Annotated in this window: 26 protein-coding genes; 16 read left to right on the top strand and 10 right to left on the bottom strand. The window is 46.1% G+C overall.

Translation table 11 applies throughout. The features are described from left to right. Positions 1-218 (bottom strand): hypothetical protein (locus LSG37_RS18365; protein WP_233081293.1); only part of this gene is annotated, 218 nt, incomplete at its 3' end. 193 nt (positions 219-411) lie between these two features. Here LSG37_RS18365 and tadA point away from each other — a divergent pair. Next, a complete protein-coding gene (gene tadA, locus LSG37_RS18360; RefSeq protein ID WP_233081292.1) occupies positions 412-933 on the top strand; it encodes a tRNA adenosine(34) deaminase TadA in 522 nt (173 codons plus the stop codon). Here the strand turns inward: tadA and LSG37_RS18355 are convergent. Further along, complete coding sequence (locus tag LSG37_RS18355; protein WP_233081291.1) at positions 923-1,090, bottom strand: hypothetical protein; 168 nt, start codon at positions 1,088-1,090, stop codon at positions 923-925. The genes tadA and LSG37_RS18355 overlap by 11 nt on opposite strands. A 56-nt stretch (positions 1,091-1,146) precedes the next feature. Further along, on the bottom strand, positions 1,147-2,598 hold the full coding sequence (gene mltF, locus LSG37_RS18350) for a membrane-bound lytic murein transglycosylase MltF (protein ID WP_233081290.1): 1,452 nt from the start codon (positions 2,596-2,598) through the stop codon (positions 1,147-1,149). Positions 2,599-2,750: 152 nt separating this feature from the next. Here mltF and purL point away from each other — a divergent pair, with 152 nt between their 5' ends. Then, positions 2,751-6,644: a phosphoribosylformylglycinamidine synthase gene (gene purL, locus LSG37_RS18345; RefSeq protein ID WP_233081288.1), complete on the top strand. Its 3,894-nt coding sequence runs from the start codon at positions 2,751-2,753 to the stop codon at positions 6,642-6,644. A gap of 218 nt (positions 6,645-6,862) precedes the next feature. Continuing rightward, positions 6,863-7,525, top strand: a complete 663-nt coding sequence (locus tag LSG37_RS18340; protein ID WP_233081286.1) for a PilZ domain-containing protein — start codon at positions 6,863-6,865, stop codon at positions 7,523-7,525. A gap of 53 nt (positions 7,526-7,578) precedes the next feature. Here LSG37_RS18340 and LSG37_RS18335 read toward each other — a convergent pair whose 3' ends face one another. Then, on the bottom strand, positions 7,579-8,280 hold the full coding sequence (locus LSG37_RS18335; protein WP_233081284.1) for an OmpW/AlkL family protein: 702 nt from the start codon (positions 8,278-8,280) through the stop codon (positions 7,579-7,581). Between the two features lie 308 nt (positions 8,281-8,588). Between LSG37_RS18335 and LSG37_RS18330 the strand changes: the two genes are divergently transcribed. Then, on the top strand, positions 8,589-9,500 hold the full coding sequence (locus LSG37_RS18330) for a hypothetical protein (protein ID WP_233081282.1): 912 nt from the start codon (positions 8,589-8,591) through the stop codon (positions 9,498-9,500). Positions 9,501-9,613: 113 nt separating this feature from the next. Here LSG37_RS18330 and olsF read toward each other — a convergent pair whose 3' ends face one another. Together olsF and LSG37_RS18320 are read right to left on the bottom strand one after the other, a co-directional pair. Next, positions 9,614-11,320 (bottom strand): bifunctional ornithine lipid synthase OlsF, encoded by a 1,707-nt coding sequence (gene olsF / locus LSG37_RS18325; protein ID WP_233081280.1) that lies wholly within the window; start codon positions 11,318-11,320, stop codon positions 9,614-9,616. Positions 11,321-11,420: 100 nt separating this feature from the next. Continuing rightward, positions 11,421-12,224, bottom strand: a complete 804-nt coding sequence (locus LSG37_RS18320) for a UDP-2,3-diacylglucosamine diphosphatase (protein ID WP_233081278.1) — start codon at positions 12,222-12,224, stop codon at positions 11,421-11,423. Between the two features lie 102 nt (positions 12,225-12,326). On the opposite strand from LSG37_RS18320, the gene LSG37_RS18315 reads away from it, so the two are divergent. From LSG37_RS18315 to LSG37_RS18305, 3 genes are all read left to right on the top strand, one after another. Then, positions 12,327-13,247 (top strand): 2-hydroxyacid dehydrogenase, encoded by a 921-nt coding sequence (locus LSG37_RS18315; protein ID WP_233081276.1) that lies wholly within the window; start codon positions 12,327-12,329, stop codon positions 13,245-13,247. Beyond that, on the top strand, positions 13,247-14,011 hold the full coding sequence (locus LSG37_RS18310) for an enoyl-CoA hydratase-related protein (protein ID WP_233081274.1): 765 nt from the start codon (positions 13,247-13,249) through the stop codon (positions 14,009-14,011). The genes LSG37_RS18315 and LSG37_RS18310 overlap by 1 nt, the downstream gene beginning before the upstream one ends. A 188-nt stretch (positions 14,012-14,199) precedes the next feature. Beyond that, a complete protein-coding gene (locus LSG37_RS18305) occupies positions 14,200-14,349 on the top strand; it encodes a hypothetical protein (protein WP_233081272.1) in 150 nt (49 codons plus the stop codon). Between the two features lie 69 nt (positions 14,350-14,418). Here the strand turns inward: LSG37_RS18305 and smrA are convergent, their stop codons facing one another. Continuing rightward, complete coding sequence (gene smrA / locus LSG37_RS18300; protein WP_233081271.1) at positions 14,419-14,997, bottom strand: DNA endonuclease SmrA; 579 nt, start codon at positions 14,995-14,997, stop codon at positions 14,419-14,421. A gap of 243 nt (positions 14,998-15,240) precedes the next feature. Here smrA and LSG37_RS18295 point away from each other — a divergent pair, with 243 nt between their 5' ends. Next, positions 15,241-15,600, top strand: coding sequence for a hypothetical protein (locus LSG37_RS18295; protein ID WP_233081269.1), 360 nt, complete (start codon positions 15,241-15,243; stop codon positions 15,598-15,600). Between the two features lie 15 nt (positions 15,601-15,615). Here LSG37_RS18295 and LSG37_RS18290 read toward each other — a convergent pair whose 3' ends face one another. Both LSG37_RS18290 and LSG37_RS18285 read right to left on the bottom strand, forming a co-directional pair. Continuing rightward, positions 15,616-15,891 carry a hypothetical protein gene (locus LSG37_RS18290; RefSeq protein WP_233081267.1) on the bottom strand — a complete coding sequence of 92 codons (276 nt, stop codon included), beginning with the start codon at positions 15,889-15,891 and terminating at the stop codon, positions 15,616-15,618. Positions 15,892-16,109: 218 nt separating this feature from the next. Then, positions 16,110-17,447, bottom strand: a complete 1,338-nt coding sequence (locus LSG37_RS18285; protein WP_233081266.1) for a M20/M25/M40 family metallo-hydrolase — start codon at positions 17,445-17,447, stop codon at positions 16,110-16,112. Positions 17,448-17,713: 266 nt separating this feature from the next. Here LSG37_RS18285 and LSG37_RS18280 point away from each other — a divergent pair, with 266 nt between their 5' ends. Then, positions 17,714-18,013, top strand: coding sequence for an ArsR/SmtB family transcription factor (locus tag LSG37_RS18280; protein ID WP_053425924.1), 300 nt, complete (start codon positions 17,714-17,716; stop codon positions 18,011-18,013). A gap of 198 nt (positions 18,014-18,211) precedes the next feature. Here LSG37_RS18280 and rpsT read toward each other — a convergent pair whose 3' ends face one another. Beyond that, positions 18,212-18,487, bottom strand: a complete 276-nt coding sequence (gene rpsT / locus LSG37_RS18275; protein ID WP_008900529.1) for a 30S ribosomal protein S20 — start codon at positions 18,485-18,487, stop codon at positions 18,212-18,214. Between the two features lie 172 nt (positions 18,488-18,659). Between rpsT and murJ the strand changes: the two genes are divergently transcribed. The 7 genes from murJ (at position 18,660) to LSG37_RS18240 (ending at position 26,687) form a co-directional block, all read left to right on the top strand. Continuing rightward, positions 18,660-20,234 carry a murein biosynthesis integral membrane protein MurJ gene (gene murJ / locus LSG37_RS18270; RefSeq protein WP_233081264.1) on the top strand — a complete coding sequence of 525 codons (1,575 nt, stop codon included), beginning with the start codon at positions 18,660-18,662 and terminating at the stop codon, positions 20,232-20,234. Between the two features lie 51 nt (positions 20,235-20,285). After that, complete coding sequence (gene ribF, locus LSG37_RS18265; RefSeq protein WP_233081262.1) at positions 20,286-21,218, top strand: bifunctional riboflavin kinase/FAD synthetase; 933 nt, start codon at positions 20,286-20,288, stop codon at positions 21,216-21,218. A 53-nt stretch (positions 21,219-21,271) separates the two neighbouring features. Then, positions 21,272-24,100, top strand: a complete 2,829-nt coding sequence (gene ileS / locus LSG37_RS18260; RefSeq protein WP_233081260.1) for an isoleucine--tRNA ligase — start codon at positions 21,272-21,274, stop codon at positions 24,098-24,100. Then, a complete protein-coding gene (lspA, locus tag LSG37_RS18255; protein WP_233081258.1) occupies positions 24,100-24,627 on the top strand; it encodes a signal peptidase II in 528 nt (175 codons plus the stop codon). Before ileS ends, lspA begins: the two co-directional genes overlap by 1 nt. Continuing rightward, complete coding sequence (gene fkpB / locus LSG37_RS18250) at positions 24,624-25,055, top strand: FKBP-type peptidyl-prolyl cis-trans isomerase (protein ID WP_233081257.1); 432 nt, start codon at positions 24,624-24,626, stop codon at positions 25,053-25,055. The genes lspA and fkpB overlap by 4 nt, the downstream gene beginning before the upstream one ends. 2 nt (positions 25,056-25,057) lie before the next feature. Next, positions 25,058-25,987, top strand: a complete 930-nt coding sequence (ispH, locus tag LSG37_RS18245) for a 4-hydroxy-3-methylbut-2-enyl diphosphate reductase (RefSeq protein ID WP_233081255.1) — start codon at positions 25,058-25,060, stop codon at positions 25,985-25,987. A 169-nt stretch (positions 25,988-26,156) separates the two neighbouring features. Continuing rightward, positions 26,157-26,687: a GspH/FimT family pseudopilin gene (locus tag LSG37_RS18240; RefSeq protein ID WP_233081253.1), complete on the top strand. Its 531-nt coding sequence runs from the start codon at positions 26,157-26,159 to the stop codon at positions 26,685-26,687. Positions 26,688-26,695: the final 8 nt, after the last annotated feature.

Here is a 26,695-nt window from a genome sequence, read left to right as displayed (position 1 = left end):
AACAGCTTATTAATTTCGTGTTTCAGCTGATAGGACTTATCTGTCACTATCGTCTCTAAAGTTGCAACCCGTTGTTTCAGCTGTTCAATTTGCTGACGAAGCTCATCGCCACTGGCCGATGATTGTTGCAGCTTAATTTTTGTTTTATTGTGATTTTCATAAAACGCATATGCAAAAGCACCTAAAACTGCGATAAAGCCTACGTCAAATACTCCCATGATCATCCCTCTGTATAGATTAAAAACACTACTGGTTAAGCAATAGCTATACCATAGTCATTATTTGATTAATTATCAAAGTGTTAGCTGTACTGTTGTCAGTTTATTTGTAACAAAATAACTAAAATATAGTCAAAAGCTTAACCTTAGCTGGTAAAATTAGCCAGATTCAGCAGCAACACAAGAGGCAAAGATGACAGCAGACAACGATTTATACTGGATGCAGTATGCTTTGCAGCTTGCCGACAAGGCGGAACAAAGCGGCGAAATTCCGGTAGGTGCTGTGGTGGTAAAAGACGGCGTGGTATTGGGGGAGGGCTGGAATCAGTCGATTCAGCTCAATGATCCTTCTGCTCACGCAGAAATGATTGCCATCCGTCAGGCGGCAGAAAAAATTGGCAATTATCGCTTAATTGATTGCACTTTGTATGTCACGTTAGAGCCTTGCGCTATGTGCGCAGGTCTGTTGGTGCACAGCAGAATAAAACGCCTGGTGTTTGGCGCTAAAGATGCCAAAACAGGAGCCGCAGGTTCAGTGCTGGATATAGTGCGTCATCCGGTATTAAACCATCAGCTTGATGTATCGGATGGTTTTTTGATGCAGCAATGTGCAGACAAACTCTCTGAATTTTTCCGCCGTCGCAGGGCTGAACAAAAGGCTTTAAAACAGCAGGAAAAACAACAGAGTATTGAGGACGGAGAGGTTAAGCAATAGCTTCGGTGGCGCTGGCTAAATCCTGGATGGACTGAAAAGAGCGGCGACGTCTGTTTAATTTTAACATCGTCATATTGCGGCTGACGCGTCTTCTGCTGGATGCAACATCCATTAATCGCCGCTTGCGCAGCATTGTTGGTTTTTTACGTTTTAACATTCAAAGGCTCCAAATTATTTTCGCTAATATAAAAGCTTAGCGATGCAGTTACAACACTAAGACTGCTTAGGAGTGCTGATGTTCCCTGACTTTTCTTCTGAATTTACTGCTTTATCACCAAATTGCTCGTTAAGGCGCTGTTTTTGTTGATCTAACCTTTGCTCAGTTTTTTTCTTTTCATCAACCCACAATAAGGTGTCGTAGAAACGGCGCACGTTTTCGACATAATAAACGGCCTGAGCACCACGGGCGTAACCCAGTTTTGTATTCTGGTAATAACGTTTTTGCTGCAGCAAAGGCAGACGTTGTTTCACTTCATGCCATTGGTCCGGATTGGCACCATCGCGCTCTGTCAGCACACGAGCACTTTCAACATGGCCCCAGCCAATATTATAAGCTGCAATGGCAAACCAGAGCCGGTCTGGCATCTGGATCCGCTCAGGAATACGTTCAACCATACGCTGCAGATACCGGGCGCCACCTCTGATACTTTGCGCTGGATCCAACCTGCTGCTGACGCCCATAGTCTGAGCTGTACTGACCGTTAGCATCATTAAACCCACTACACCAGTCGAACTTCTGGCATCAGGTCGCCAGTTCGATTCCTGATAACCAATAGCGGCCAATAAACGCCAGTCGAAGTTACCCGCATACTTCTCGAACAAAGGCTGATAGCGGGGTAAATCTTTTTCAATAGCTTTGATGTAATCCAGCGTGGCTATGTAATCAAAACGGCGGATATGGCCAAAGTATTTGTCTTCCAGACTCAATAAATCGCCGGATTGATAATTCTGACCAAAAAACTCAATTAACACAGCCCAGAATGAATCGTCGGCTTTGTTGCTCAGAAGCCAGGCTACGGGCTGCTGTTCTTTTACTTTAAAGGCGACTGTAAGGTTGGGGAAAAAACGCTGATTGACAGCCAATAAGTTGGAATCGACCAGCGTATAAGGAATTTTACCGTCTTCGACTTGCTGCAGCAGTTCATCTGCATCCTCAGATTCACTTTCCCGCCATTGCAATTGTGGATGGTCTTTTTGCACCACACTCAGGGTTTCAGCCAGAGAGCTGTCTTTTGGCACCAGTATGGGTTCTTTGATATCTGTAAAACTATTGGGCTTTTTCTGGCCCTTACGGTACACCAGCACTTCGTTACGCCATAAATAAGCTGGCGCTATACGATACTTCTGTTTGCGACTTTCTGTCACAGCCAAACCGCCAGCTATATAGTCGACCTGACCTGAATCCAATTTTTGCAGTAACTCTTCACGCTGATAACTGGGGAATAGCTCCAGCTCAACGCCTAATTTTTCTGCTAATGCGACCGACAGTTCATAGTCATACCCTGTAGGGCCATCGGCTCCTACATAGTAGCTGGTAGGGCTGTTTAAAATGCCAACACGAATGCTATCTCTTTGATAAATTTGATGAAGCTGAACAGGTTCCTGTACCGGAGTACAAGAAACTACTGCTGTTAATACAGCTCCTAAAATACCAAATCGAATCATCCGATTATGCCTTTGCTTTCAATCTGCGCCATTTATACCAAAATTCCTGCAGGTCGTCAGATCTTATTCATACCATTGCTGGCGTTTTTTCTTTATAATGCGGCGCCTGATTTTGGGTTCCATTGTCGCTCAACCAACGGAAAAAAAAACCTATGTTGATCCTGCGTGGTGCACCTGCACTGTCCGAGTTTAGAGTTCAGAAGTTCATCGATCTTTGTGCCAAAGCCTCCTTGCCTGTCAGTGGTGTTTATGCCGAATTTATGCATTTTGCTGATGTAAGCAGCGAATTGTCGGCTGAACAACAGACGACCTTAAGCAAGTTGCTGACTTACGGACCTACTATCGTCAGCCATACACCAGAAGGTTTGTTGCTGGTGGTGACACCACGCCCTGGCACTATCTCTCCATGGTCTTCCAAAGCCACTGACATAGCACATAACTGTGGCCTGAATCAGGTGAAACGTTTAGAGCGTGGTGTGGCTTATTATGTCCAGACCACTGCTACCTTGACTGAAGCTCAGCTGCAGCAGTTAAAGGGCTTAGTGCACGACCGCATGATGGAAGTGGTGTTCAGCGAGTTTGAACAAGCTTCCGCCTTATTCCGTAAAGCTGAACCAGCGCCTTTAAGTTCAGTGGATATCATCACAGGTGGCCGTGAAGCTTTAGTCAAAGCCAATATCGACATGGGTCTGGCGTTGGCCGACGATGAAATCGACTATCTGGTGACCAATTTTAATCAGTTGGGCCGCAACCCAAATGATATCGAACTCTATATGTTTGCGCAGGCCAACTCTGAGCACTGCCGTCATAAAATCTTTAACGCCGACTGGACCATAGATGGCGAACAACAGCCAAAGTCGCTGTTTAAAATGATCAAAAATACTTTTGAAAAGACGCCAGAGCACGTGTTGTCCGCTTATAAGGACAACGCCGCTGTCATGACAGGCTCAAAAGCAGGCCGTTTTTTCCCATCTGCTGATACTCAGGAATACGGCTACAGCCATGAAGATATTCATGTGTTGATGAAAGTGGAAACTCACAACCACCCAACAGCTATTTCTCCATTCCCTGGCGCAGCTACAGGTTCTGGCGGTGAAATTCGCGACGAAGGTGCTACAGGTGTGGGCGCCAAACCAAAAGCGGGTTTATCAGGTTTTTCTGTATCCAACTTACGTATTCCTGGTTTTGAACAACCCTGGGAAACCGACTTTGGTAAGCCAGACCGCATAGTGACAGCTTTGGATATCATGACGGATGGTCCTTTAGGTGGTGCTGCGTTTAATAACGAATTTGGTCGTCCAAATATTCTGGGTTACTTCCGTACTTACGAAGAAAAAGTGCCAAGCCACAATGGCGAAGAAGTGCGTGGTTACCACAAGCCTATTATGATTGCCGGTGGTTTAGGCAACATTCGCGCTGAACACGTACAAAAAGGTTTGCTGCCTGTTGGTGCCAAACTGGTCGTGCTGGGTGGCCCGGCGATGAACATTGGTTTAGGTGGTGGTGCTGCTTCTTCTATGGCGTCAGGCCAGTCGGCTGAAGATTTAGATTTTGCCTCAGTACAACGTGAAAACCCTGAAATTGAACGCCGTTGTCAGGAAGTGATCGACCGCTGCTGGCAGCTGGGCGATAAAAACCCTATTTGTTTTATCCACGACGTAGGTGCTGGTGGTTTATCTAACGCCTTCCCTGAGCTGGTGAACGATGGTGGCGTGGGTGGTAAGTTCGAATTACGCAACGTGCCAAACGACGAACCTGGCATGTCACCACTGGAAATCTGGTGTAACGAATCACAAGAACGTTATGTGATGGCTATTCCTGCCGACCAGATGCCAGTGTTTGAAGAGATTTGTAAACGTGAGCGTGCACCTTATGCTGTAGTGGGTGAAGCGACAGCTGAACATCACCTGACCTTGTCAGATCAACATTTTGGCAATACGCCTATTGATTTACCACTGAATGTGCTGCTGGGCAAAGCGCCTAAAATGCACCGTGATGTGAAAACTCAAGTGACAGAAGGCAAGGCTTTAGACCTGAACGGCGTGACGGTAGCCGATGCGGCTGAGCGTTTGTTACGTTTACCTACTATTGCTGAAAAAACTTTCCTGATCACCATTGGCGATCGCACAGTTACTGGTTTAGTAGCGCGTGATCAAATGGTCGGTCCATGGCAGGTGCCAGTCGCCAACTGTGGTGTAACTGCTGCTTCGTACGATACTTACCACGGTGAAGCCATGTCGATGGGCGAACGTACGCCTGTTGCTTTACTGGACTTCGCTGCTTCTGCCCGTTTAGCCGTGGCTGAATCTATTACTAACATTGCAGCGACTCAGATTGGCGATATTAAGCATATCAAACTGTCGGCCAACTGGATGTCGGCTGCAGGTCACCCTGGTGAAGATGCTGGTTTGTATCAGGCCGTCAAAGCCATAGGCGAAGAGTTATGTCCTGCTATGGGTTTAACTATCCCTGTAGGTAAAGACTCCATGTCGATGAAAACCAGCTGGCAACAGGATGGTGAACAGAAGACAGTGACCTCACCTTTATCTTTGATTATCACAGCTTTTGCCCGTGTTGAAGATGTGCGTCGCACTGTGACACCACAGTTACGTACTGACAAAGGTGCAAGCAGCCTGATCCTGTTAGATTTAGGTCAGGGAGCCAACCGTTTAGGCGGGTCCTGTTTAGCTCAGGTTTATAAGCAGTTAGGCCAGACAGCACCAGATCTGGAAAGCCCGGAATTACTGATGAATTTCTATCAGGCGGTGCAGGCTTTAGTGGCTCAGCAAAAATTACTGGCCTACCATGACCGTTCTGACGGTGGTCTGTTTGTCACCCTGGCAGAAATGGCTTTTGCCGGTAAAGCTGGTGTCAAAGTGGATATCCAGACTTTAGGCACAGATAACTTAGCTGTACTTTTCAGTGAAGAGTTAGGCGCTGTGTTGCAAGTGGCGAACAGCGATTTACCGGTAGTGCAGGCGATTTTAGCTCAGCATGATTTATCTGCAGTTGCGCATTTATTAGGTGAAGTCACAACAGACGATCAAATTCAGATCAGTCACGGTGATCAACTGGTGTACAGCAACAGCCGTACGACATTACGTACCATCTGGGCCGAAACTACCTATCAAATGCAGTTGATGCGGGATAACCCTGAAGGTGCCCGTCAGGAATTTGTAGCAAAAGCTGACGTGACGGATCCAGGCTTAAATGCAAAATTAAGCTTTGACCTGAACGAAGATGTGGCAGCTCCTTATATCCTGAAAGGCGTACAGCCGAAAGTGGCTATTCTGCGTGAGCAGGGCGTGAACTCTCATGTGGAAATGGCAGCTGCCTACAACAGAGCAGGCTTTAATGCCGTAGACGTGCATATGAGCGACATCTTATCTGGTCGTCGTTCATTGGCTGAGTTTAACGGTTTAGTGGCTTGTGGTGGCTTCTCGTACGGTGACGTCTTAGGTGCTGGTGAAGGCTGGGCGAAGTCGGTATTGTTTAACGACAAAGCCCGCGCTGAATTTGCAGCGTTTTTTGAACGTGAAACTACTTTCAGCTTAGGTGTCTGTAATGGTTGTCAGATGATGTCGAATCTGAAGAGCCTGATCCCTGGTGCTGATTTATGGCCACGTTTTGTTCGCAACAAATCAGAGCGTTTTGAAGCCCGTTTCAGTCTGGTAGAAGTGCAGGAAAGTGCCTCTTTATTCTTTAAAGGTATGGCTGGTTCCCGTATGCCTATCGCCGTGTCCCACGGTGAAGGTCATGCAGAGTTTGCTTCACAAGCTGCTCTGCAGTCAGCTGATCAAAGTGGCACTGTGGCCTTACGTTTTGTCGATAACTATGGCAATGTGACGACACAGTACCCGTCGAATCCAAATGGTTCGCCGCTGGGTATTACCTCGTTAACTACGACAGACGGCCGTGTCACTATCATGATGCCTCACCCTGAGCGGGTATTCCGTACCGTGGCGAACAGCTGGCATCCTGATGAATGGCAGGAAGACAGCCCATGGATGCGGATGTTCCGTAATGCTCGCGTCTGGTTAGGCTAATACCGTAAAAGTGATATAAACAAGACCTGCTTCGGCAGGTTTTGTCATTTTTGTAGCGGTATTTTTAAATTTTCATCGTAAATTTGTTTTGTTTGCAGATATTTTCATTTTCTTCTTGATCCCTGACACATTTTTTCACAAACTAGCTGCATCTCTTTTTATTCACCTGTTTGAGTGAGATGTCCGACATGAAGTCGGTGAAGCCTGAAGGATAAGGTATGCAAGTAGCTGTTAGTTCTGAACAACCTGACAATAAAGAATGGCTGTCGCATGTTAAAATTGGCCAACGTTTTGATCTGGAATTGCTGGATCAGCGCAAAAGCCGCTGCAACTGTGAGCTGGTGGGGTATAAAGCCGGTAAATATGTGTTGTTCAGAGTAGATGACGATTCTTTGCCTGACCGGTTTTTTATTAACGGTCTGGCTGTGGTCTGTCGTTTTTTAGTCGAAGATTCAGTCGGCGAATGTTTCGCTTTTCGATCGGAATTACTTCAGCTGAGCCGCTTTCCCGATAAATTAGCAGTGATCAGCTTTCCCTCTGTGATACAACGTCGTGCTTTACGTAACGAACGACGTAACAGTATTTTTATTCCTGCTTCAGTACGGTTGAATCTGGAAGTCGTGCAGAATGCCCGTAGTTTTCAGGGCCATTTAATTGATGTATCCAGCGGTGGTTGTCGTTTTTTGTTTGACCCTTCGCATCAGGGCAGTAAGGTGAATTTGGCCCCTGTAGTCCTGCATATTCAATGTGAAAAAATAGGTATTGATCAGAAAATTCAAGGCGAAGTGCGTAATTCCAGGCTGGAAGAACGGGGGTTGTCTATTGGTATTCGGTTTAACTTACCTCAGCTGTATTTAGATAAATTGGCTGTGGCGTCCTGAACAAGCTCCGGACAGTTATAAAAGCTGTCCGGAACTTAGTTATCTATTAAGCGTTAAAAAGAGTAACGAGCACCGATCATCCAGACATAAGGATCGATAGTCACGTCCACAGACTGAATAGTGTTGCCATTGACCTGCACCCGACCTTCTGTGTCGATATTCATTTTGCTCAGCATCAGATGTGCGCTCCAGCTATCCGCCAGTTTGACATTCACACCGGCCTGTATAGCCAGACCCACTGAATCTTTTAATTTCAGCTCTACTTTGTCATCGGCATCGGTCACATTCAGTGCTTGTAAGGTGCTGACCAGTTCGCCTGAAACTTGTTCCTGAAAGAAGTTGGTGTAATTGATGCCTAAACCTACAAAGGGGTCAAATCTGCTGTCACCCAAATCAAAATGATACTGAGCCACTAAAGTGGGTGGTAAATGCTTGGTGCTGCCTACAGACAAACCATCGATGGCTGAACCTTTCACCTTCACATCATGATTAAATGGTGTGGCTGCAATCAGCTCAATGGTCCAGTTTTTAGTCAGTTGATAGTCGATAGTAATGCCCAACTGAGTATTGTTATTTACAGACACTTCAGTGGAATTTGCTGGTAAGTTTGCGACTCTTTCCACTACATTCAGGTGGCTGCTGGAATCTTGTGGTGCCACAGTAATAGCTCCTACATTGACTGACCAGTTTGCCAGAGCAGGGGCAGCAGAGACTGCCAATAACAGAGATGCGATGGTTTTATAACTTGTTTTCATCAGAATGATCCTTAGCTTAAGAAACTGGCGTCATTCTGCGCTTCTGCTGCTGTGAAACTTTGCCCCAGATCAATAATGCACAAGGCTGAGCTCTGGCTTTGCTTGTTTTATTGATTTAAAACAACAAGTAGGTAGATTGTTTAAGTCTGGTGATGCTATCCGCCATTTGTCTTCAAGTATCTAACAAGTATTTTCCTGCAGTCACTTTAAGCGAATCTTTGGGGTTTTGGTTTTTTGTAATTTATCTGTTGATTAATTGTTTTTTTTGCTTATATTTTGACCTTGTTTAATTTATAGGGATAATTGAAATGAATAAATGGTTGAATCCGGTCATCTTTTTAGCGGGACTTTTTGTTATTGGAAATGCAAACGCCACTCTCATCAAATGTGATAACTGCACCAGTGTAGAGATGAAACGTACAGCAGAAGAAATTGCCGGTCGGGGAGCAAATGGCAGACACACTATCAAAGTGATCAATATGCCTAATTCAGACTATAAGGTGTACCAAGTCGACAAAGTTAGCTCAGGTGGAGGGCGGGATCCAAATGCAGAATACAGATTAGTCACTTCAGAGCTGGCTGTTCCTAATATTTCAGAAATTAAGCAAAATATTACAAGCTTAAATTCGGCAATTAGTGATCTGAGGGAAGTGCTGAAAGGAAATGTTGTTTTACCGAATACATTTGTTTATCGAAGTGCTGTTGAAGCGATGAAAGATCCTGGAGATTTCGGTAACCATTTGAAAGATTTTTTGAATAGCCACCATACAGGATTGCAAGCTATCGTGTTTGATGTCAGTGCATTGACATCTGCGATAGCGAGCAATGTAAGTGTAAGTGTTGGCTCGATGGTTTCAGTGACAACGTCTTTAACCGAAGGAACTCAGGCTGCAGCCTTCTTCGCTGATGGCTCCAGTATTGTATTTCAGTACAACTTTGTCATAGATGCGTCCAAAGGAATAATCATTAATATCACTATGTCTGCATCTCCTGAAGCTCGCGATAGCACTAGTAGATTGATTCCAAAAAATTCATTTGGGACAAGAAATTATACTGCTAAAAAAGGAGATCTTGATCTGAAGGCATTGGCTGACTATTTAGGAAGTATCGGTATTAGAATTACAGGACATAACCAGGGAGAAGGGGCAAGTTGTTTGCCTGACAAATTTGCTTGTTCAAGTGATGGGAAAGTTTGTCAGGTTACTTATAGATGTAACTAATTGGAAATTCATTATCAGTACATTAAACGAAGCCAATCGTTGAAAAACAGTAAACCCCAGGCAGAACGCTGATAAAACTACAGAGCTCTGCCTGGCTACAAATGCTGGCTACATCATGAGATATAACGGGCCTTTTTATTGTCTTTCAGCATCGTCATATCCACCAGCACTAAACCGTCTACACAGTCAGCAAAATCAGGATCCACACCAAAAGCCAGAAAACGTACACCACCAGGTTCGGTCAGTTCACTGTACTGCTTGTATAAAGTGGGAATACTGACGCCCATATTGGCCAGTAAGTGCTTTAACTGTACAAAATCCTGACTGTAATTATCACCGCTAAAATGCTGCTGCAGCTGACTTAACGTATCCATTGGTAATTCATATGGAATATTAGGCACTGCGCTTTGTTCAGGACAGCGGAAATACAGGCTGTAGAAATATACCATCAGATCCCGTGCCGCTTTAGGATAGCTGTTGGATAAACTGACGCCGCCAAATAAATACCGGATATCCGGGTTTTGTTTTAAATAAGCACCTATGCCATACCATAAATAATCCAGACTACGTTTGCCCCAATACCGGGGTTGTACGAAGCTGCGGCCCAGTTCCAGGCCCTGATCTAAATAAGGTGTCATCTGTGGATTAAACTGGAATAAAGAGGCTGTATACAAGCCAGCCAGGCCCTTTTCTGCCATCACTTTGGCGGTATTAGCAAAACGGTAGGCCCCCACTATTTCTAAGTCTTCCTTGTCCCACAAAATTAGTTGCTCGTAATAGCTGTCGTACTGATCGATATCGCGGCGCTGACCACTGCCTTCACCTACAGCTCTGAAGGCAATTTCACGTAAGCGGCCAATTTCACGCAGCACAGGTGAGCTCTGTTGGTACTGGTATAAATAAATTTGTTTACCATCACTGGTTTCACCCAACAGAGGGCAAGCTTCGACCGCCTTTTTCAGCAAAATACGATCTTCAGGATGGGCTATAGCAGTTTGAGTTTTAAACAGCGGCCCTTTGTCTTTGGCGAGGCGATACAAGTGTTTTTTAAAGAGTTTTACCTTGGCCTGAGTTTCCAGCGCCAGATGGGCAAAGCTGTCGTAAGGAATTTGTTCACCAATCCGCATCGCAATGTTTTTATGCTTCTGGTTAAACATTTCCTGCACCAGCAGCATAGTGGCAAGCGGCTTGTAAATCATCGAAGCGCCATAAAACATGGCAGAGTTACGGCCGTCGATATAAATAGGCAGAATAGGCGCTTTGGCATTCATCGCAAAACGTAAAAAACCACCATGCCATTTGCCATCACGAATACCGTTGGGTTTTAAGCGTGACACTTCACCGGCAGGGAATAAAATCAGCGCACCTTCGCCAGCTAAGTGGTCGCTGATGCGGTCGATACGGCTGCGTTCAGTACCACCGCTCATGTTATTCACAGGTAACAATAAAGAATGCAGAGGTTCAACCGCCATTAATAACTGGTTAGCTATGACTTTCACATCAGGCCGGATATCACGCACCAGTTTAATCAGAGCTAAACCGTCTAACGAACCAATAGGGTGGTTGGCAATAATCACAACACGGCCAGTGCTTGGGATTCGTTCGACTTCGTTATCGCGCACCGCGTAGGCAAAATTAAAGTAATCCAGTACTTGTTCTACGAATTCAATCCCTTGCAAATGCGGATAACGTTTAGCGAAGGCAATAAATTCTTGTTCGTGCAAAAGTTGGCGTAAGGCGCCTTTGACCGGTTTGGCTAACCAGGGTTTTTGTTCTAGTTTTGGCAGATGCGTTTGCATCATTTGGTCAACACTGATCATAGCGATACCTCTGTAAGGACCTTTGTCCGTACAGAGAGTAGGGGGTTTACATGACAAATATGCGTCAGATTTATGGCTTTTTGTAGAAGTTTTAACCGGCTCAGGCTACTTTGCTCTGAGCAGGTTGTTCTTCCGCCAGCACGGCTATTGGCATTGCGGCTAAGGTATGGCTTTGTTCTGTCCAATGGTACAGCGTTAATGAGCCATCTTGTTGCTCTATCAGGGCTGTGCAGTTATCAATCCAGTCGCCGTCGTTGCAGTAAATAATGCCATCTTGCAGGCTTATTTCCGGATGATGGATATGACCACAAACCACACCATCAAAACCTGACCTTTTGGCTTTGGCCACAGCTGCATCACGGTAGCGGGCAATGGCCTGCTGAGCTCCTGGTACTTTGCTTTTAATAAAGGCAGCCAAACTAAAATAACGACCACCTAAAGCTCGGCGAATGCGGTTGCTCCAGCGGTTTAAAAACAGTAAAAAATCATACAGATTGTCACCCAGCCAGGCGTGAAAACGACCAAAGTTCACTTCTTTATCAAATTCATCGCCATGCAACAGCAGTAATTTTTTGCCTAAAGCCGTGGTATGACAGCCACGTAATTGCAGTTTGATAGTGCCAAACTGGCGACCTGCCCAGTGGCGGAACTCTTCATCATGGTTACCGGGTATATAGATAACTTCAGTGCCTTGATCGGCTTTCGCCAGCAGCGTTTGGATCACGGCATTTTGTTCCGGACTCCAGCACACTTGTTTTTGCATAGCCCACAGGTCAAGGATATCGCCCAGCAGGTAAATGGTGTCGGCTTTGGTTTGATTGAGGAGGTTCAGCAGATAAGTGGCCTGACAGTCTTTATTTCCTAAATGAATGTCAGACAAGAAGATCGTTCGACAATGCAGCATACAAAGCTCCTGCGAATTGTTGGCCTTGGTTCTTCAGGCTCGGGTAGAATGTAGTTTACCCATGTCAGAGATATGACGAAAACTTGAAGCTTTGGTGAACAGATGTCGATAGCCCTGGTGATCCCTGATCGTAAATTAGATGCTTTAGTTGAAAAGTTAAATGCTTTATTACCCGGCGTTTTGATCCAGCAATGGCCGGATTACAGTGCGCCTGAACAAGTGCAAATGGCTGTAGTGTGGAAACAGCCTGCGGGTTCCTTGGCTGCTTTAAGCAACTTAAAAAGCTTACAGTCTTTTGGTGCTGGGGTAGACAGTATTGTTTCGGATCCGACTTTGCCTGACTTGCCCTTAAGCCGTATTGTTGACCCTGCTTTGGCGTCTTCTATGGTCAATTACCTGGCTGGCATAGTGCTGCATTACCAATTGCGGCTGGATTTATTTCAGCGTCAGCAGCAACAGAAGCTATGGAAACCGAAAAGCCCACGCTCAATTCAACAGATTTGTGTGCTGGGTTTAGGTGAATTAGGACAAGCAGCGGCGCAGTATTTTTTACAGCAAGGTTATCAGGTCAGCGGCTGGTCGCGCAGCTTAAAACAGCGGGATGGTATCCAGTGCTACGCAGGTGATCTTGGTTTTAAAGAGGCTGTTTGTGATGCCGATCTGGTGATTTGTTTATTACCTCTGACCCCTGATACCACGAACTTCTTAAATACAGAGCGTTTAGCTGCTTTTAAACAGGGTGCAATCCTCGTCAACGTGGCTCGTGGTGCCATAGTAGATGACGACGCATTGTTAGCTGCTTTGGACTCTGGTCAATTACAGGCTGCTTGTCTGGATGTGTTTCGTCAGGAGCCTTTGCCTGCTACCGATCCTTATTGGCAACATCCGGCTGTACTGGTCACTCCCCATTGTTCTGCGGTAACTAATGTCGACACTGCAATTTATCAGATTGTTGAAAATTATCAACGCACCATAAATGGGCTACCTTTAAAGCATCTGGTCAACAGGGAAAGGGGCTACTGATGAGTAGTTTTACTATTGAAAAACAGGGTCATGTTGCGGTGTTACAGCTGACCGCAGCTGAAAAACGTAATTTATTAACACCTGAAATCGCCTTACAAATTGCAGCCGCTGTGCATCAACTGAGTCTGGATCCAGAATTGAAAGTCTTATGTGTCATTGGCACTGAACGCGCTTTTTGTGCCGGTGCTGATTTAGCCGTGTTGCAACATGCAGTAGATGGGGACGGTTCTGAACTGAAACAGCTGTATCAGGCCTTTAGTCTGGTGGCTGATTGTCCACTTTTAACTATAGCTTTAGTCAATGGCCCAGCCGTAGGGGCAGGCATGAATCTGGCGATGGTCTGTGATATTCGTTTAGCCAGCAAAGACGCCTGGTTTGACAGTCGCTTTTTCCAGTTGGCTTTGCATCCAGGTGGCGGGCATGGCTGGTTATTACCGCAGTTGATCGGCTGGCAACAAGCGATGGCCATGTTGTTTTGTGGTGAAAAACTCAATGCAGAACAAGCATGGCAATATGGTTTAGTCAAAGAAGTGTTGGCTGCTGATCAATTATTACCTCGGGCTTTAGCAATGACAGCGGATTTAGCTACAGTTCCCACAGAGTTAGTGCGACAAACCAAAAGCTCGATGCGACAATTGTTGCAATGCAAAGAGCATAGTCAGGCTGTTGAATTTGAATATCAGCAACAGTTTTACAGTCTGCAACAGGACGCTGCGCGCCAAGCGATCGCCGCTTTACAGCATAAACTCGCCACTAAAAGCTAAAACTCACCACAAAAAACTTAAAAGCAGGGACTATTTTGCGTCTCTGCTTGTCTCTTTATCAGAAAATTAGCTGTAATTGATTGTAAATCTTGTAACTAAACAACAAGTTGTCTACACTGGTTTTGGATTGCTCAAGATCCACAAAAAAGCAAGAACAATAACAATATTTTTTTAGCCTGAGGTTTTGTATGCGTAAAGCGTCCAGTCGCGGTCTTGGCTTTACTGCAATCGCCATTTTGGTGTTATTAATGGCATTGTCGGCTTTTTTAACAAAAGCTGAAGCTACACAAGTGACTTATAGCTCACAAGGACAGCAGTCGGTCGATGGATTGTATTGATCAGGTACCCCCGTAGTTTGGGGGTATTTGTTTAATCGCACTCTGGTCCAGGTTTTTGCACTTTCACTGTTATTTTTTCTGATGCCGCTCACGGTTTTCCCGCTTTTGTTCCGCATTTTTCTGCAACAACACATAAGTCGCAGCGTAACCACCATGAGGTTTTAAGGCGGTATGGCAGGCCAGAACTTCTGGTAGTTGTGGTAACCATTTAAAGCAGTAACTTTTTAATATCGCCGGATGAGGTTTGCTATCGCGTCCCATACCATGATGGATCAATACAGTCCTGATGCCACGCTGATGGCAATCAGCAATGAAGCTGTATAAAGCAGCACGGGCCTCAACCAGGGTTTTTCCCAGCAGATTCAGAGTGGCATCCATTTGGTATTTACCCAGTCGCAGGTTTTTGTATACACCATCCTGCACCCCATCTTTTTTGTAGGCAATCACATCATCAGGCGCAACCAGATCTACGTACTCCATACTCAGATAGTTAGGGTCGTATTCCATTTCCTGTTCTGCGGCTTTGCGCCGTGCCAGTTGAGCCAGACTCGGATTGTGTTCACCATTAGGATCGGCAATAGCATCGACATTTAAGCGTTTTACCCCTGCCATTTCCTGTAAAAAGATGTCCAGATCGTCATCATGCATTTGTACTACTCCGCCTTAAGCTGACCGGGAATTGCCGCATTATATACCCGTCTTATTTGAAGCCGCAGGGTTTTGCATCAGGTTTTTTACATCCATGCCAATGAATCACTCTCAGCTTTTCTACCTTATCTGAATTAGCATCCCACGACTTAGTATTTTGGTTAATTAAAATGCAATTTATGCAACAAATATTTTACTTTGCTCTATGCTTAAACTGACTTTCATTCCAGCAAGGAGAGCATCATGATCCCCGAACGGCTTTATGAAGCTTTGCCTTATCTTTATGTACTCTGTGGTTCGCAGACCGTCTTGTGGTTGCCGCATTGGACTGCGGCTTTATCTGGCGTAGTGCTAATATTTGCAGGTGCAGTGGTCTGGGTGATCCGCACAGAAAAACGCCGCAGTCCTTATGGGATTAAGTTTAAAGAGCAGGGGGCTTTACCATTCTGGTGTTATGAATTGCAGCCTTTTATTTACCTGACCAGTGGAGCTTTGTTGTTTAACTACGCTGAGAGCTATTTGCTGTATCCCTCAGCTATGATCTTGCTGGTGCTGGGGATACAACTTTGGTTATGCCGGATTTGCTGGCGTAGCCATTCCTGAATGCAGAGCTCTGTATTAAGGGCGTGATGAGTACCAGAAGATCGCTGCGGCAATAAAGCCTTGTTGTTTACGTAGGCGGTATTTTGCACACTGCTCATTGCTTTGGCCTTCAAAACACAAATATAAGCTTTGCTCTTCTTCCGCCAATACTGCGCGTTGGTTGGTATCGAGAATGACACCAGGCTTACCAAACCAGCCTGGCATATAGACACTTTGAGTGGTCAATCCTGCACTTTGGTATTCAATTAATTGGGGTTTAGGGGCCAGAATAAAAGCAACTAAAAGGACCATACTGATACCTGCCCACACTTTGAAATTTTTGGCAGTTGAAGTGCTTGACTGTTCCTCAGTATTTGACCGTGTTGCTGAGCGCACCACGGTACGCGCAGCCGGATTTGCAGTGGTTGTAGTCTGAGCTTGAGTGAGTGGCTTTTTGTTGCCGGCTTTTTTTAATAGTTTTTGCTTGTCGGCCTCGCTTAAAAGCGAGGCCTTTTTGAGTTGTTTGGCCATTAGTGACGTAAGTTAACTGAACTGTTAGCAACAGTTTCGGTCATGATGAGCCAGGCTTGCAAGTTTTGTTTTAATGAATCGGGATCTATTTTGTCCAGCGTATCATTGGGTGTGTGGTGATAATCAAAATAGTCTGTACCATCTTGCGATAAAGCCAGTACTGGCACTCCGGCAGAAGCCAATACCGAAACATCAGGGCCGCCGTAGGTGGTATTGCCACCTAAGCCAATATTCAGATGCGCCAGTTTTTGCTGTAACTCTTTAGCAAAAGGCAGTGATTTGTCACCAAAACGACTTTCGATTTGCCAGATGCGGCCTGCACCAAAGTCAGACTCTGCAGCTAAAATGTGCTTCCCTAATTCCTTATGGTGCTTAGCAGCATAAGCCCGTGCTCCAATCAGTCCACCTTCTTCGTTACCAAAAAGCACAACCCGGATAGTGCGTTTAGGTTTGGCTTTTTGTTGGATTAAAGCACCTGTTGCCATTACTAAAGCGACCCCAGCACCATCATCCAAAGCGCCAGTGCCCTGATCCCATGAATCAAGGTGAGCGCTGATCAGCACTATTTCGTCCGGTTTTTCTGTCCCGGTGATTTCTGCAATGACATTGTGGCTGGTGGCAGTTTGCAGCTGGTTGTCCATTTGTAGTTTTAATTCTACTTTTGGCGAGCGTTCCAGCATTTTCGCCAGATTTTGTGCATCAGGCACTGAAATGGCTACGGCAGGAATTTTAGGGATGGCTTCGTCGTACTTCATTGTGCCGGTATGAGCAAATCTGTTGTTACTGGTGCCGACAGAACGAATGACTATAGCCACAGCACCCAACTTCGCCGCTTCTACGGCACCACGCGAGCGGGCTGCAACCACCTGACCATAAAAAGATCCTGATTTGTCTTTAGACATTGGCTTATTAACAAAGACAATCTTGCCTTTAACTAAAGCCGGATCTGCCTTTTCCAAGGCTTCAATGCTATCAAACATCACGACAGGGCTGGTGATACCTGCTGCAGGTGTTCCGACCGATCCACCTAATGAGGTTAATACAAAAGGCTGAGCGAAAGGGGAAACGACTTCAAGGCTTGCCTGCCCCCGGGTCCAGCCTGGCATTTCAAACTCTTCAGTCCAGACTTTGTCATAACCCAGTTGCTTTAAATTGGTTACAGCCCATTGCACGGCGCGGCGATCCGCTTCACTGCCTGCAATGCGCGGACCCACTTCAACTGTTAAAGACTCCACCAGCTTATAAGCTAAATCCTGATCCAGAGTGCTGGGCATTGTGGCCGCCCATACCGAAGGAGCTAATAAAGCACCGGAAATTATACCCAACCAAAACTTCATATATAACATGCTCCTTTTTTTGATTATTTGGCCAATGTAGCATGACAGCGTAAGACTAATTCGGCAGATTGCGACCAAAAGCCAAAGCAAGCAGTCTGTTGTGTAGTTGAATCATAGAGATTTTGTTTTTATGTAATCACTCCACCTCTTGTTGCCGCTCTATGAGTCAGGTACAGCTTGAAACACGACAGATGAGAATAGATCGTATTGTGTAAGCGAATGACCCGACGGCATAATGCTGTTTTTTAGATCAAAGAAGCAACAAAATGAAATTGGAAGAAATGCTGAAAAACTCGGCGCAGGCAGCCAAGCTGCTGAAGGCGGTTTCCAATGAACGCCGTTTGCTGATTTTGTGTTATTTATTAGAGTCTGAATTATCAGTGACAGAGATGAACGACAAACTGGGTTTAAGCCAGTCGGCTTTGTCTCAGCACTTAGCTGTACTCAGACGACAAAAACTGGTGAAAACCCGCAAAGAAGCTCAAACCGTGTTTTATCGTATCCACAGTGAAGAAGCTGTCGCTTTAATTGGACTGCTGCATAAACTCTATTGTGAGAAGAAATAGTACAGTACTCTGAGGCTGTCAGTGCCATGGATAGCTGCGAATATAAAAAATCGTCAGGAGCGATTTTTAACATCGGAGCAAAGCGACGATGGCCCGGAGGGTGAGCGTCATGGATGACGGCGAATAAAAAAACCACCTTGCGGTGGTTTTTTTATTGCACTGTCACAATAAGCTGTTGCGAACAACAGCGAATTGAAATTAAGCGGCTTTAGTAGCTAAAGCTTTAACGTGTGCATTTAAGCGTGACTTATGACGGGCAGCTTTGTTCTTATGGATCAGACCTTTGTCTGCCATACGATCCAAAATTGGAACCATCTTTTTGAACGCTTCTTGTGAAGCAGCCAGATCAGCAGTTAACACTGCAGCGTATGTTTTCTTCATGAAAGTACGCATCATTGAGCGCTGACTTGCGTTTTGCTGACGACGCTTTTCTGATTGAATAGCGCGCTTCTTAGCAGACTTGATGTTAGCCAAGGTAACACTCCTAAAAACTAAACCGGGACCTTTAAAGGCCGCATAATATGCCTATTTTGTAGGCCCTTGTCAAATGGTTTCCTTGACAGATTACAGAATAAAATTAGCCCTTCGCTGGTAATCCACTCTGACTCGGGTGAAAATAGCAGAAATGTCGTTGCAGGAGCAGTCTGTGTCAGGAAAATTATTAAAATCAGGCATGATCGTCAGCTTTATGACCCTTATTTCACGGGTATTGGGCTTGGTCCGTGACGTGATTGTCGCCAATGTGTTAGGCGCAGGCGCTATGGCCGACGTTTTTTTTATGGCCAATCGAATTCCTAATTTTTTACGACGTTTATTTGCTGAAGGGGCTTTTTCGCAAGCTTTTGTGCCTGTACTGGCTGAAGTTAAAGAAAAACATGGTGATGATGCAGTACGTGAACTTATTGCCAAAGCGGCAGGCACCTTAGGTTTTATAGTGACTGGTGTGACTTTACTAGCTGTGATTGGCTCACCTGTGCTGATGATGTTATTTGGTGCCGGCTGGTTTAGTGCCTATTTAGATGGTGCGCCTGAAGGGGATAAGTACTTACAGGCTAGTTTTCTATTAAAAATTACCTTTCCTTATTTATGGTTTATCACTTTTGTCGCTTTATCTGGCGCTGTGCTGAACACCTATAACAAATTTGCCGTCGCGGCTTTTACGCCGGTATTTTTAAATATTGCCATGATAGGCGCTGCTATTTATCTGGCACCGCAAATGCAAAACCCGGCTGAAGCTATTGCCTGGGGCGTTTTTTTAGGTGGCCTGATCCAGTTTTTATTTCAATTGCCGTTTTTAGCCAAAGCCGGATTACTGGTAATGCCACGCTGGGGCTGGAAAGACCCAAACGTCACGAAAATCCGCACTTTAATGATCCCGGCTTTATTTGGTGTTTCGGTCAGTCAGATTAACTTATTACTGGATGCCATTATCGCGTCCTTTTTAGTCACAGGTGCTGTCAGCTGGTTGTATTACTCTGACCGCCTGCTGGAATTTCCTTTAGGTTTATTTGGTATTGCTATTGCCACCGTGATTTTGCCTGGCTTGTCACGTCATTACGCATCAGCGAGCGAAGAAGCCTTTAAATATACGCTGGATTGGGCCGTGCGTTTTATTTGCTTGTTTGGCATTCCATCCATGATGGGTTTAATAGTGCTGGCTGAACCTATTATTGCTTCAGTCTTTATGCGTGGTGAATTCAGCGCCGATGACGTAGTGAAAACTTCACACAGTTTGATTGCTTACAACACAGGCTTAGTCGCGCTGATGCTGATTAAAGTGCTGGCACCGGCTTTTTATGCGCGGCAGGATATTAAAACGCCGGTACGAATTGCCATTATCGCTATGGTGGCGAATATGGTGTTTAACCTGATGCTGGCACCTTTTTTAAGTTATGTCGGTCTGGCGTTAGCTACAGCTATGTCCGGTACTTTAAATGCGTATTTGCTTTATCGCGGTTTAAAGCAGCGCGATATTTATAGTTTCAGCAGCAAAACCAGCTGGTTTATCGCCAAAGCTTTTATCGCTGCCGCTGTGATGGCTGGCTGTATTTTTTATGTGATGCCTGACCTTGCTGGCTGGATTGCCTTAGGTTTATCAGGCCAGGTGCTGCATCTGTTGGCCTATTTTGCTTTTGCTATTGTGGCCTACTTTGTTTTACTTTTGGTGTTTGGTGTTCGTTTGAACGATTTTAAACGCCAGACAAATGCTGAAAGCAAATGATTATGCGGTTATAATCGGGCACTTTTCGCAGCAGCAGAGTAAGAATACCGAATGGAGTTAATTCGCGGCTTACATACAATACAACCCAGACATCAGGGCTGCGTCTTAACTATAGGCAATTTTGATGGCGTGCATCTGGGGCACCAGGCAGTACTGACGCAATTAAAAGCTATTGCGGCAGAGTTGAATTTACCTGCAGTGGTGATGGTGTTTGAACCCCAGCCACTGGAGTTGTTTAACCCTGAAGGTGCACCTGCGCGTTTATGCCGTTTTCGGGAAAAATACCACTGGCTGGCACAACAAGGTGTAGATCGCATGCTTTGTGTGCCTTTTACCAAAGACTTTGCCAGTCAGCAGCCAGAGCAATTTATTCAGGACTTGTTGCTGAATAAACTGGGTGTAAAGCATTTGATTGTTGGTGATGATTTTTGTTTTGGTAAAAACCGTGCCGGTAATTTTGCTTTGCTACAACAAGCTGCAGTGCAGCATGGTTTTGGTTTGGGTAGCACCGCTAGCCTGAAACAAAATGATCAACGGGTTAGCAGCACTTTGATTCGCCAGGCACTGGAGCACGATCAGCTAGATGCGGCTGCACAAATGTTAGGCCGGCCTTTTTCATTAATGGGGCGGGTGCGGCATGGTCAGAAAGTAGGGCGTCAGTTGGGGTTTCCGACAGCCAATGTCTGGCTTTACCGTAAGAATTTACCTGTGCATGGTGTTTATGCCATTGAAGCAGTGACCCAAATGGGCCGTTATCATGGCGTTGCTAATATAGGTTCCAGACCGACGCTGCAGGGTAAAAAAGAGCAGCTTGAAGCTCACTTTTTTGATTTTAACGGCGATTTATACGGCCAGCAGATTGAAGTGATTTTAAAAAAGAAAATCAGGCCAGAGCGACGTTTTGATGGCCTTGCGCAATTACAGCAACAAATTGCATTAGATGCGCAGCAGGCGCGCGATTATTTTGCTTTGCCAACCGCTTAGGCTAGTTGCAAAGCGACACGAATTTAAACTTAAAGAAGACGGAACAACAACGGATGACTGACTACAAGCAGACTTTGAATTTACCGGACACGGCTTTTGCCATGCGCGCCAACCTTGCGCAGCGTGAGCCACAGATGTTAGCCAGCTGGACAGAAAAGAATCTGTACCAGAAAATTCGTCAGGCCAAACAAGGTAAAAAAACCTTTATCCTGCACGATGGCCCTCCATACGCCAACGGTAACATTCACATTGGTCACGCGGTCAATAAAATCCTCAAGGATATGATTGTCAAAGCCAAGACCTTGTCTGACTTCGATGCCCCTTATGTGCCGGGTTGGGACTGTCATGGCCTGCCTATTGAGCTGGTCGTCGAAAAAAAATACGGCAAGCCAGGCGTGAAGCTAAGCGCTGCTGAATTCCGTCAAAAATGCCGTGATTATGCGTTGACGCAAATCGAAGCACAGAAAGTCGACTTTATCCGTTTAGGCGTGTTAGGCGATTGGGACAATCCATACCGTACTATGGATTTCACCACCGAAGCCAATATCATCCGCTCTTTAGGTCGTATCATCGACAATGGTCATTTGCAGCAAGGCTTTAAGCCAGTGCACTGGTGTACTGACTGTGGTTCGGCCTTGGCTGAAGCTGAAGTGGAATACCAGGATAAAGTATCGCCGGCCATTGATGTGCGTTTTACGCTGGTGAACGAAGCCGATGTAAATAAATTTGATCACCCTGAAGGTCACACTGGTTCTGGCCCTGTATCTGTTGTGATCTGGACCACCACGCCATGGACTATTCCTGCCAACCGCGCTGTAGCGCTGAATGCCAAAATCGATTACAGCCTGGTGCAGGTCGAACAAGGTCCAAATGGCCCTGAGCGTTTGATTCTTGCTACAGACTTAGTCACTGCTGTGATGGCTCGTGCTGGTGTGGAGCATTACCATAATTTAGGCTTCTGCAAAGGTCAGGCTCTGGAGCTGGTGAAGTTAAAACACCCGCTGTATGACTTTGAAGTACCGGTGATTTTAGGTGATCACGTCACAACTGATTCTGGTACCGGTGCTGTGCACACAGCCCCTGGTCACGGTCCGGAAGACTTTACAGTTGGCAAACTGTACAACTTAGAAGTGGCTAACCCTGTAGGCGCCAACGGCGTCTATCTGCCGGATACGCCACTTTTTGCTGGTCAGCATGTATTTAAAGCTAACGACTCTGTGGTTGAAGCATTAAAAGAAGCGGGCAAGCTGCTGGTGCATAAAGCCTTAACGCACAGCTATCCACATTGCTGGCGCCATAAAACCCCTATTATTTTCCGTGCTACGCCGCAGTGGTTTATCAGTATGGAACAGAAAGGGCTGCGCAGTACGTCACTGCAAGAAATTGGCAAAACCCGCTGGATCCCGGACTGGGGTCAGCAACGTATTGAAAACATGGTGGCAGGTCGTCCGGACTGGTGTATTTCCCGTCAACGTACCTGGGGTGTGCCTATTGCACTGTTTGTTGATAAAGACACCAGCGCCTTACACCCAAATACGCAGGCTTTGATGGAGCAGGTTGCGAAATTAGTGGAGCAGTCTGGTATTCAGGCCTGGTTTGATTTAGACGCTGAAACTTTGCTGGGCGCTGATGCGGCTCAATACGTCAAAGTGACAGACACGCTGGACGTCTGGTTTGACTCAGGTGTCACTCACGCTTGTGTGATTGAACCTCGTGCTGAATTCCATGGTGCCACTCAGGCCGACCTCTATTTAGAAGGTTCTGATCAGCACCGTGGCTGGTTTATGTCGTCCCTGATGACTGGTGTGGCGATTAAACACCACGCGCCTTACAAACAAGTACTGACGCATGGTTTTACTGTAGATGGTGAAGGCCGCAAAATGTCCAAATCTTTGGGCAATGTGGTGTCGCCACAGGACGTGATGAATAAGTTAGGCGCCGATATCCTGCGCTTATGGGTCGCCACTACGGATTACACCTCTGAGATGACTGTCTCTGATGAAATCTTAAACCGTGCTGCCGACAAATACCGTCGTATTCGTAACACTGCCCGTTTCCTTTTAGCGAACTTAAAAGGTTTTGAGCCAGAAACACAACTGGTGCCATTTGAAGAGATGGTGCAGCTGGATTTATGGCTGGTGCAACGTGCTGCTAAATTGCAGCAGGAAATTGTCGATGCCTATGAAAACTATCAGTTCCATCAGGTCAGCCAGAAGTTAATGAATTTCTGTACTGTGGAGTTAGGCAGTTTCTACTTAGACGTGATTAAAGACCGTCAATACACAGCAAAAACCGATGGTTTAGCCCGTCGCTCCTGCCAGACTGCTTTATTCCAGGTGGTGCAGGCCATGGTGCGCTGGATGGCGCCTATCATGAGCTTCACAGCACAGGAAATCTGGGAAGTGATGCCTGGTCAGCACAGTGAATTTGTCTTCACTGAAGTTTGGTATCAGGGTTTAGATACAGTGCCTGCTGGTCAGTTTGATGATGCCTTCTGGCAACAACTGCTGGAAGTGCGTGATGCAGTCAACAAGGTGCTGGAAGTCGGGCGTCGTGATGGCAAAATTGGTGCTTCATTACAAGCTGAAGTAACTTTATACGCCAAAGGCCAACTGGCAACAGATTTAACCTCTATTGGCGATGAGTTACGTTTTGCCTTATTGACCTCCACTGCAGTGGTGTCCAGCGACGCTGCTCCTGCTGATGCAGTAGCGACTGAAATGGACAACCTCTTTGTGGTATTGAACGCATCCACTGCGCCTAAGTGTGAGCGTTGCTGGCATCACAGACACGATGTGGGTTTAAACCCGGCGCACCCGCTGATTTGTATCCGCTGTGTGGATAACGTCGAAGGTGCTGGTGAAGTAAGGAAGTTTGCTTAATGTCGTTATTTAAAGGCCGTTTATTTACTGAGACCGGCTGGCGCTGGTGGTGGCTAGTGTTGTTGGTGCTGGTTGCTGACCAGCTTAGCAAAGTATGGGTCATTCAGAACTTCAGTTTAGGTGAGTCGGTATCTTTGTTACCGGTGTTTAATTTCACGTATGCCCGTAACTATGGTGCTGCGTTTTCATTTTTAGGTGACGCAGGTGGCTGGCAACGCTGGTTGTTTACTGTGATCGCTGTAGTCGTCAGCGTCGTACTGGCTGTCTGGTTAAGCCGTTTAGCGAAAACCCAGTTGAAATTATCTTTAGCCTTGAGCCTGATTATCAGCGGCGCTATTGGTAATTTAATTGACCGCAGCCTGTATGGTTATGTGGTTGATTTTCTGCATGTGTTTTATCAGAGCTGGCATTACCCTATTTTTAATATCGCCGATTGTGCTATCAGTATTGGCGCAGTTTTACTGATTTGGGATAGCTTTACTAATGAGAGCGAAAGCCAAAAAGTGACTTTAGGAGACAAGCAGTGATCATAGGTCCAGGCAGTACTGTGATATTTCACTTTGATATCAAATTATCCGATGGCAGCGCCGCCGAAAGCACCCGTGTGCATAACAAACCGGCCAAACTGCAAATGGGAGACGGCAGCTTGTCGCCCGCCTTTGAAGCTCAGTTAGGCGGTATGGCGGCTGGTGATAAACGTACTTTTACCCTGGCACCGGAAGATGCTTACGGTATGCCGAACCCTGACAATATTTATTATGTCGACCGCAGTAAGTTCTCTACAGACGCGCCTGCAACAGTCGGCATGATCGTAGGTTTTGCTATGCCGGATGGTTCTGAATTGCCTGGTCTTATTCGTGAAGTGGTGGGGGAGTCTGTCACAGTGGATTTTAACCATCCGCTGGCAGGCCAGACTCTGACCTTTAATGTTGAAATCGTACAGGTTATCAATTAATTATGGATATCTTACTCGCCAATCCACGGGGTTTTTGTGCCGGAGTAGACCGCGCTATCAGCATCGTCTCCCGCGCGCTTGAAATTTATGAGCCGCCTATTTATGTGCGCCATGAAGTGGTGCATAACAAATTTGTGGTGGACGGCTTACGTCGTGCCGGTGCAGTTTTTGTTGATGAGCTGGACGAAGTGCCGGATGACGCCATCGTCATTTTCAGTGCTCATGGTGTGTCGCAGGCGGTGCGTGAAAATGCCAAGCAACGTGGGTTGAAAGTGTTTGATGCCACTTGTCCTTTGGTGACTAAAGTGCATATGGAAGTCACCCGCGCCAGTCGTAAAGGTATTGAATGTATTTTGATTGGTCATGCCGGACACCCTGAGGTGGAGGGCACTATGGGCCAATACGACAACGCTGAAGGTGGTATTTACCTGGTCGAGTCGGTCGAAGACGTTGAAAAGCTGCAGGTGAAAAACCCTGCAGTGTTGTGCTTCAGCAGCCAGACGACTTTATCTGTTGATGATACAGCTGATGTGATAGACGCATTGCGCCAGCGTTTCCCTGATATTGAAGGGCCGCGTAAAGATGATATCTGTTACGCCACACAAAACCGTCAGGATGCGGTGCGTGAGCTGTCGGCCAAAACTGAACTGTTATTGGTGGTTGGTGCAAAAAACAGCAGTAACTCAAACCGCTTGCGTGAGCTTGCTGAAAAAATGGGTTGCCGTTCTTACCTGATAGATACAGCGGATGATATTCAGCAGGACTGGCTAAAAGACGTCAAATCTGTGGGGGTAACAGCTGGTGCTTCAGCGCCTGAAGTGCTGGTGCAGCAAGTGGTGCAGCGTTTGACTGAATGGGGTGGCAAGCAAGTGATTGAGCACCCAGGCCGTGAAGAAAACGTTATTTTTGCGGTGCCGGCAGAGCTTCGATAATACTCTGTTTTCAAATAATTTTCCCTCTGTTAACCAGCTATGCCTGAAGCCTGCGCTTCAGGCATAGCTGTGCTGTTGAGCTCCTAGCGTCCTGCCGATCTTTTGCTATGCTTAAACCCTTGGTTCATATCTGCAGATATAACAGGTGGCCTATGGGAGTAGTAAACAAATGGATGTTCGTCCTTTGTTACAGCGGCAAAAAGCTTTTACCCTGATTGAACTGATGATTTCCCTTCTGGTGTTGTTGGTGCTTGTGGCTGTTGCTGTGCCGTCTTTTACAGATTTATTAGCCCGAAACCGTTTATCCGGGCAAGCCAATGAACTGCTTTCTGTGATCCAACTGGCGCGCTCTGAAGCCATTAAACAAAATCAAACTATACGTTTATGTAAAGCCAATGCCGAACTGAGTGACTGTTCTGCTGCCAGTGGTTCCTGGCAAGGCTGGGTGCTGGTCGATACCGCGTCACCCCCTACAGTGATCCGGGCTGGACGTTTTGACGGGCGGCTGATCATCAGCGCCGCTTTTACTGAACTGCGTTTTAGTGGTCAGGGCTTGATCCGCAGTCAAACCAATCAACCACTGAATTCAAGTTTTAGCTTATGTGCTGATGGCCAGGAGTTTGTCGATAATGGCAGAACTTTGGCGTTTTTATCCGGTGGGCGCAGCCGTATTCAGCTGTCCCAATGCAGCGGTGGATAAGGAATGCA

The sequence above is a fragment of the Rheinheimera soli genome (genome assembly GCF_021290985.1).
In the GTDB taxonomy this organism is placed as follows: domain Bacteria; phylum Pseudomonadota; class Gammaproteobacteria; order Enterobacterales; family Alteromonadaceae; genus Pararheinheimera; species Pararheinheimera soli.
This window is presented reverse-complemented; position numbering and strand designations above follow the sequence as displayed.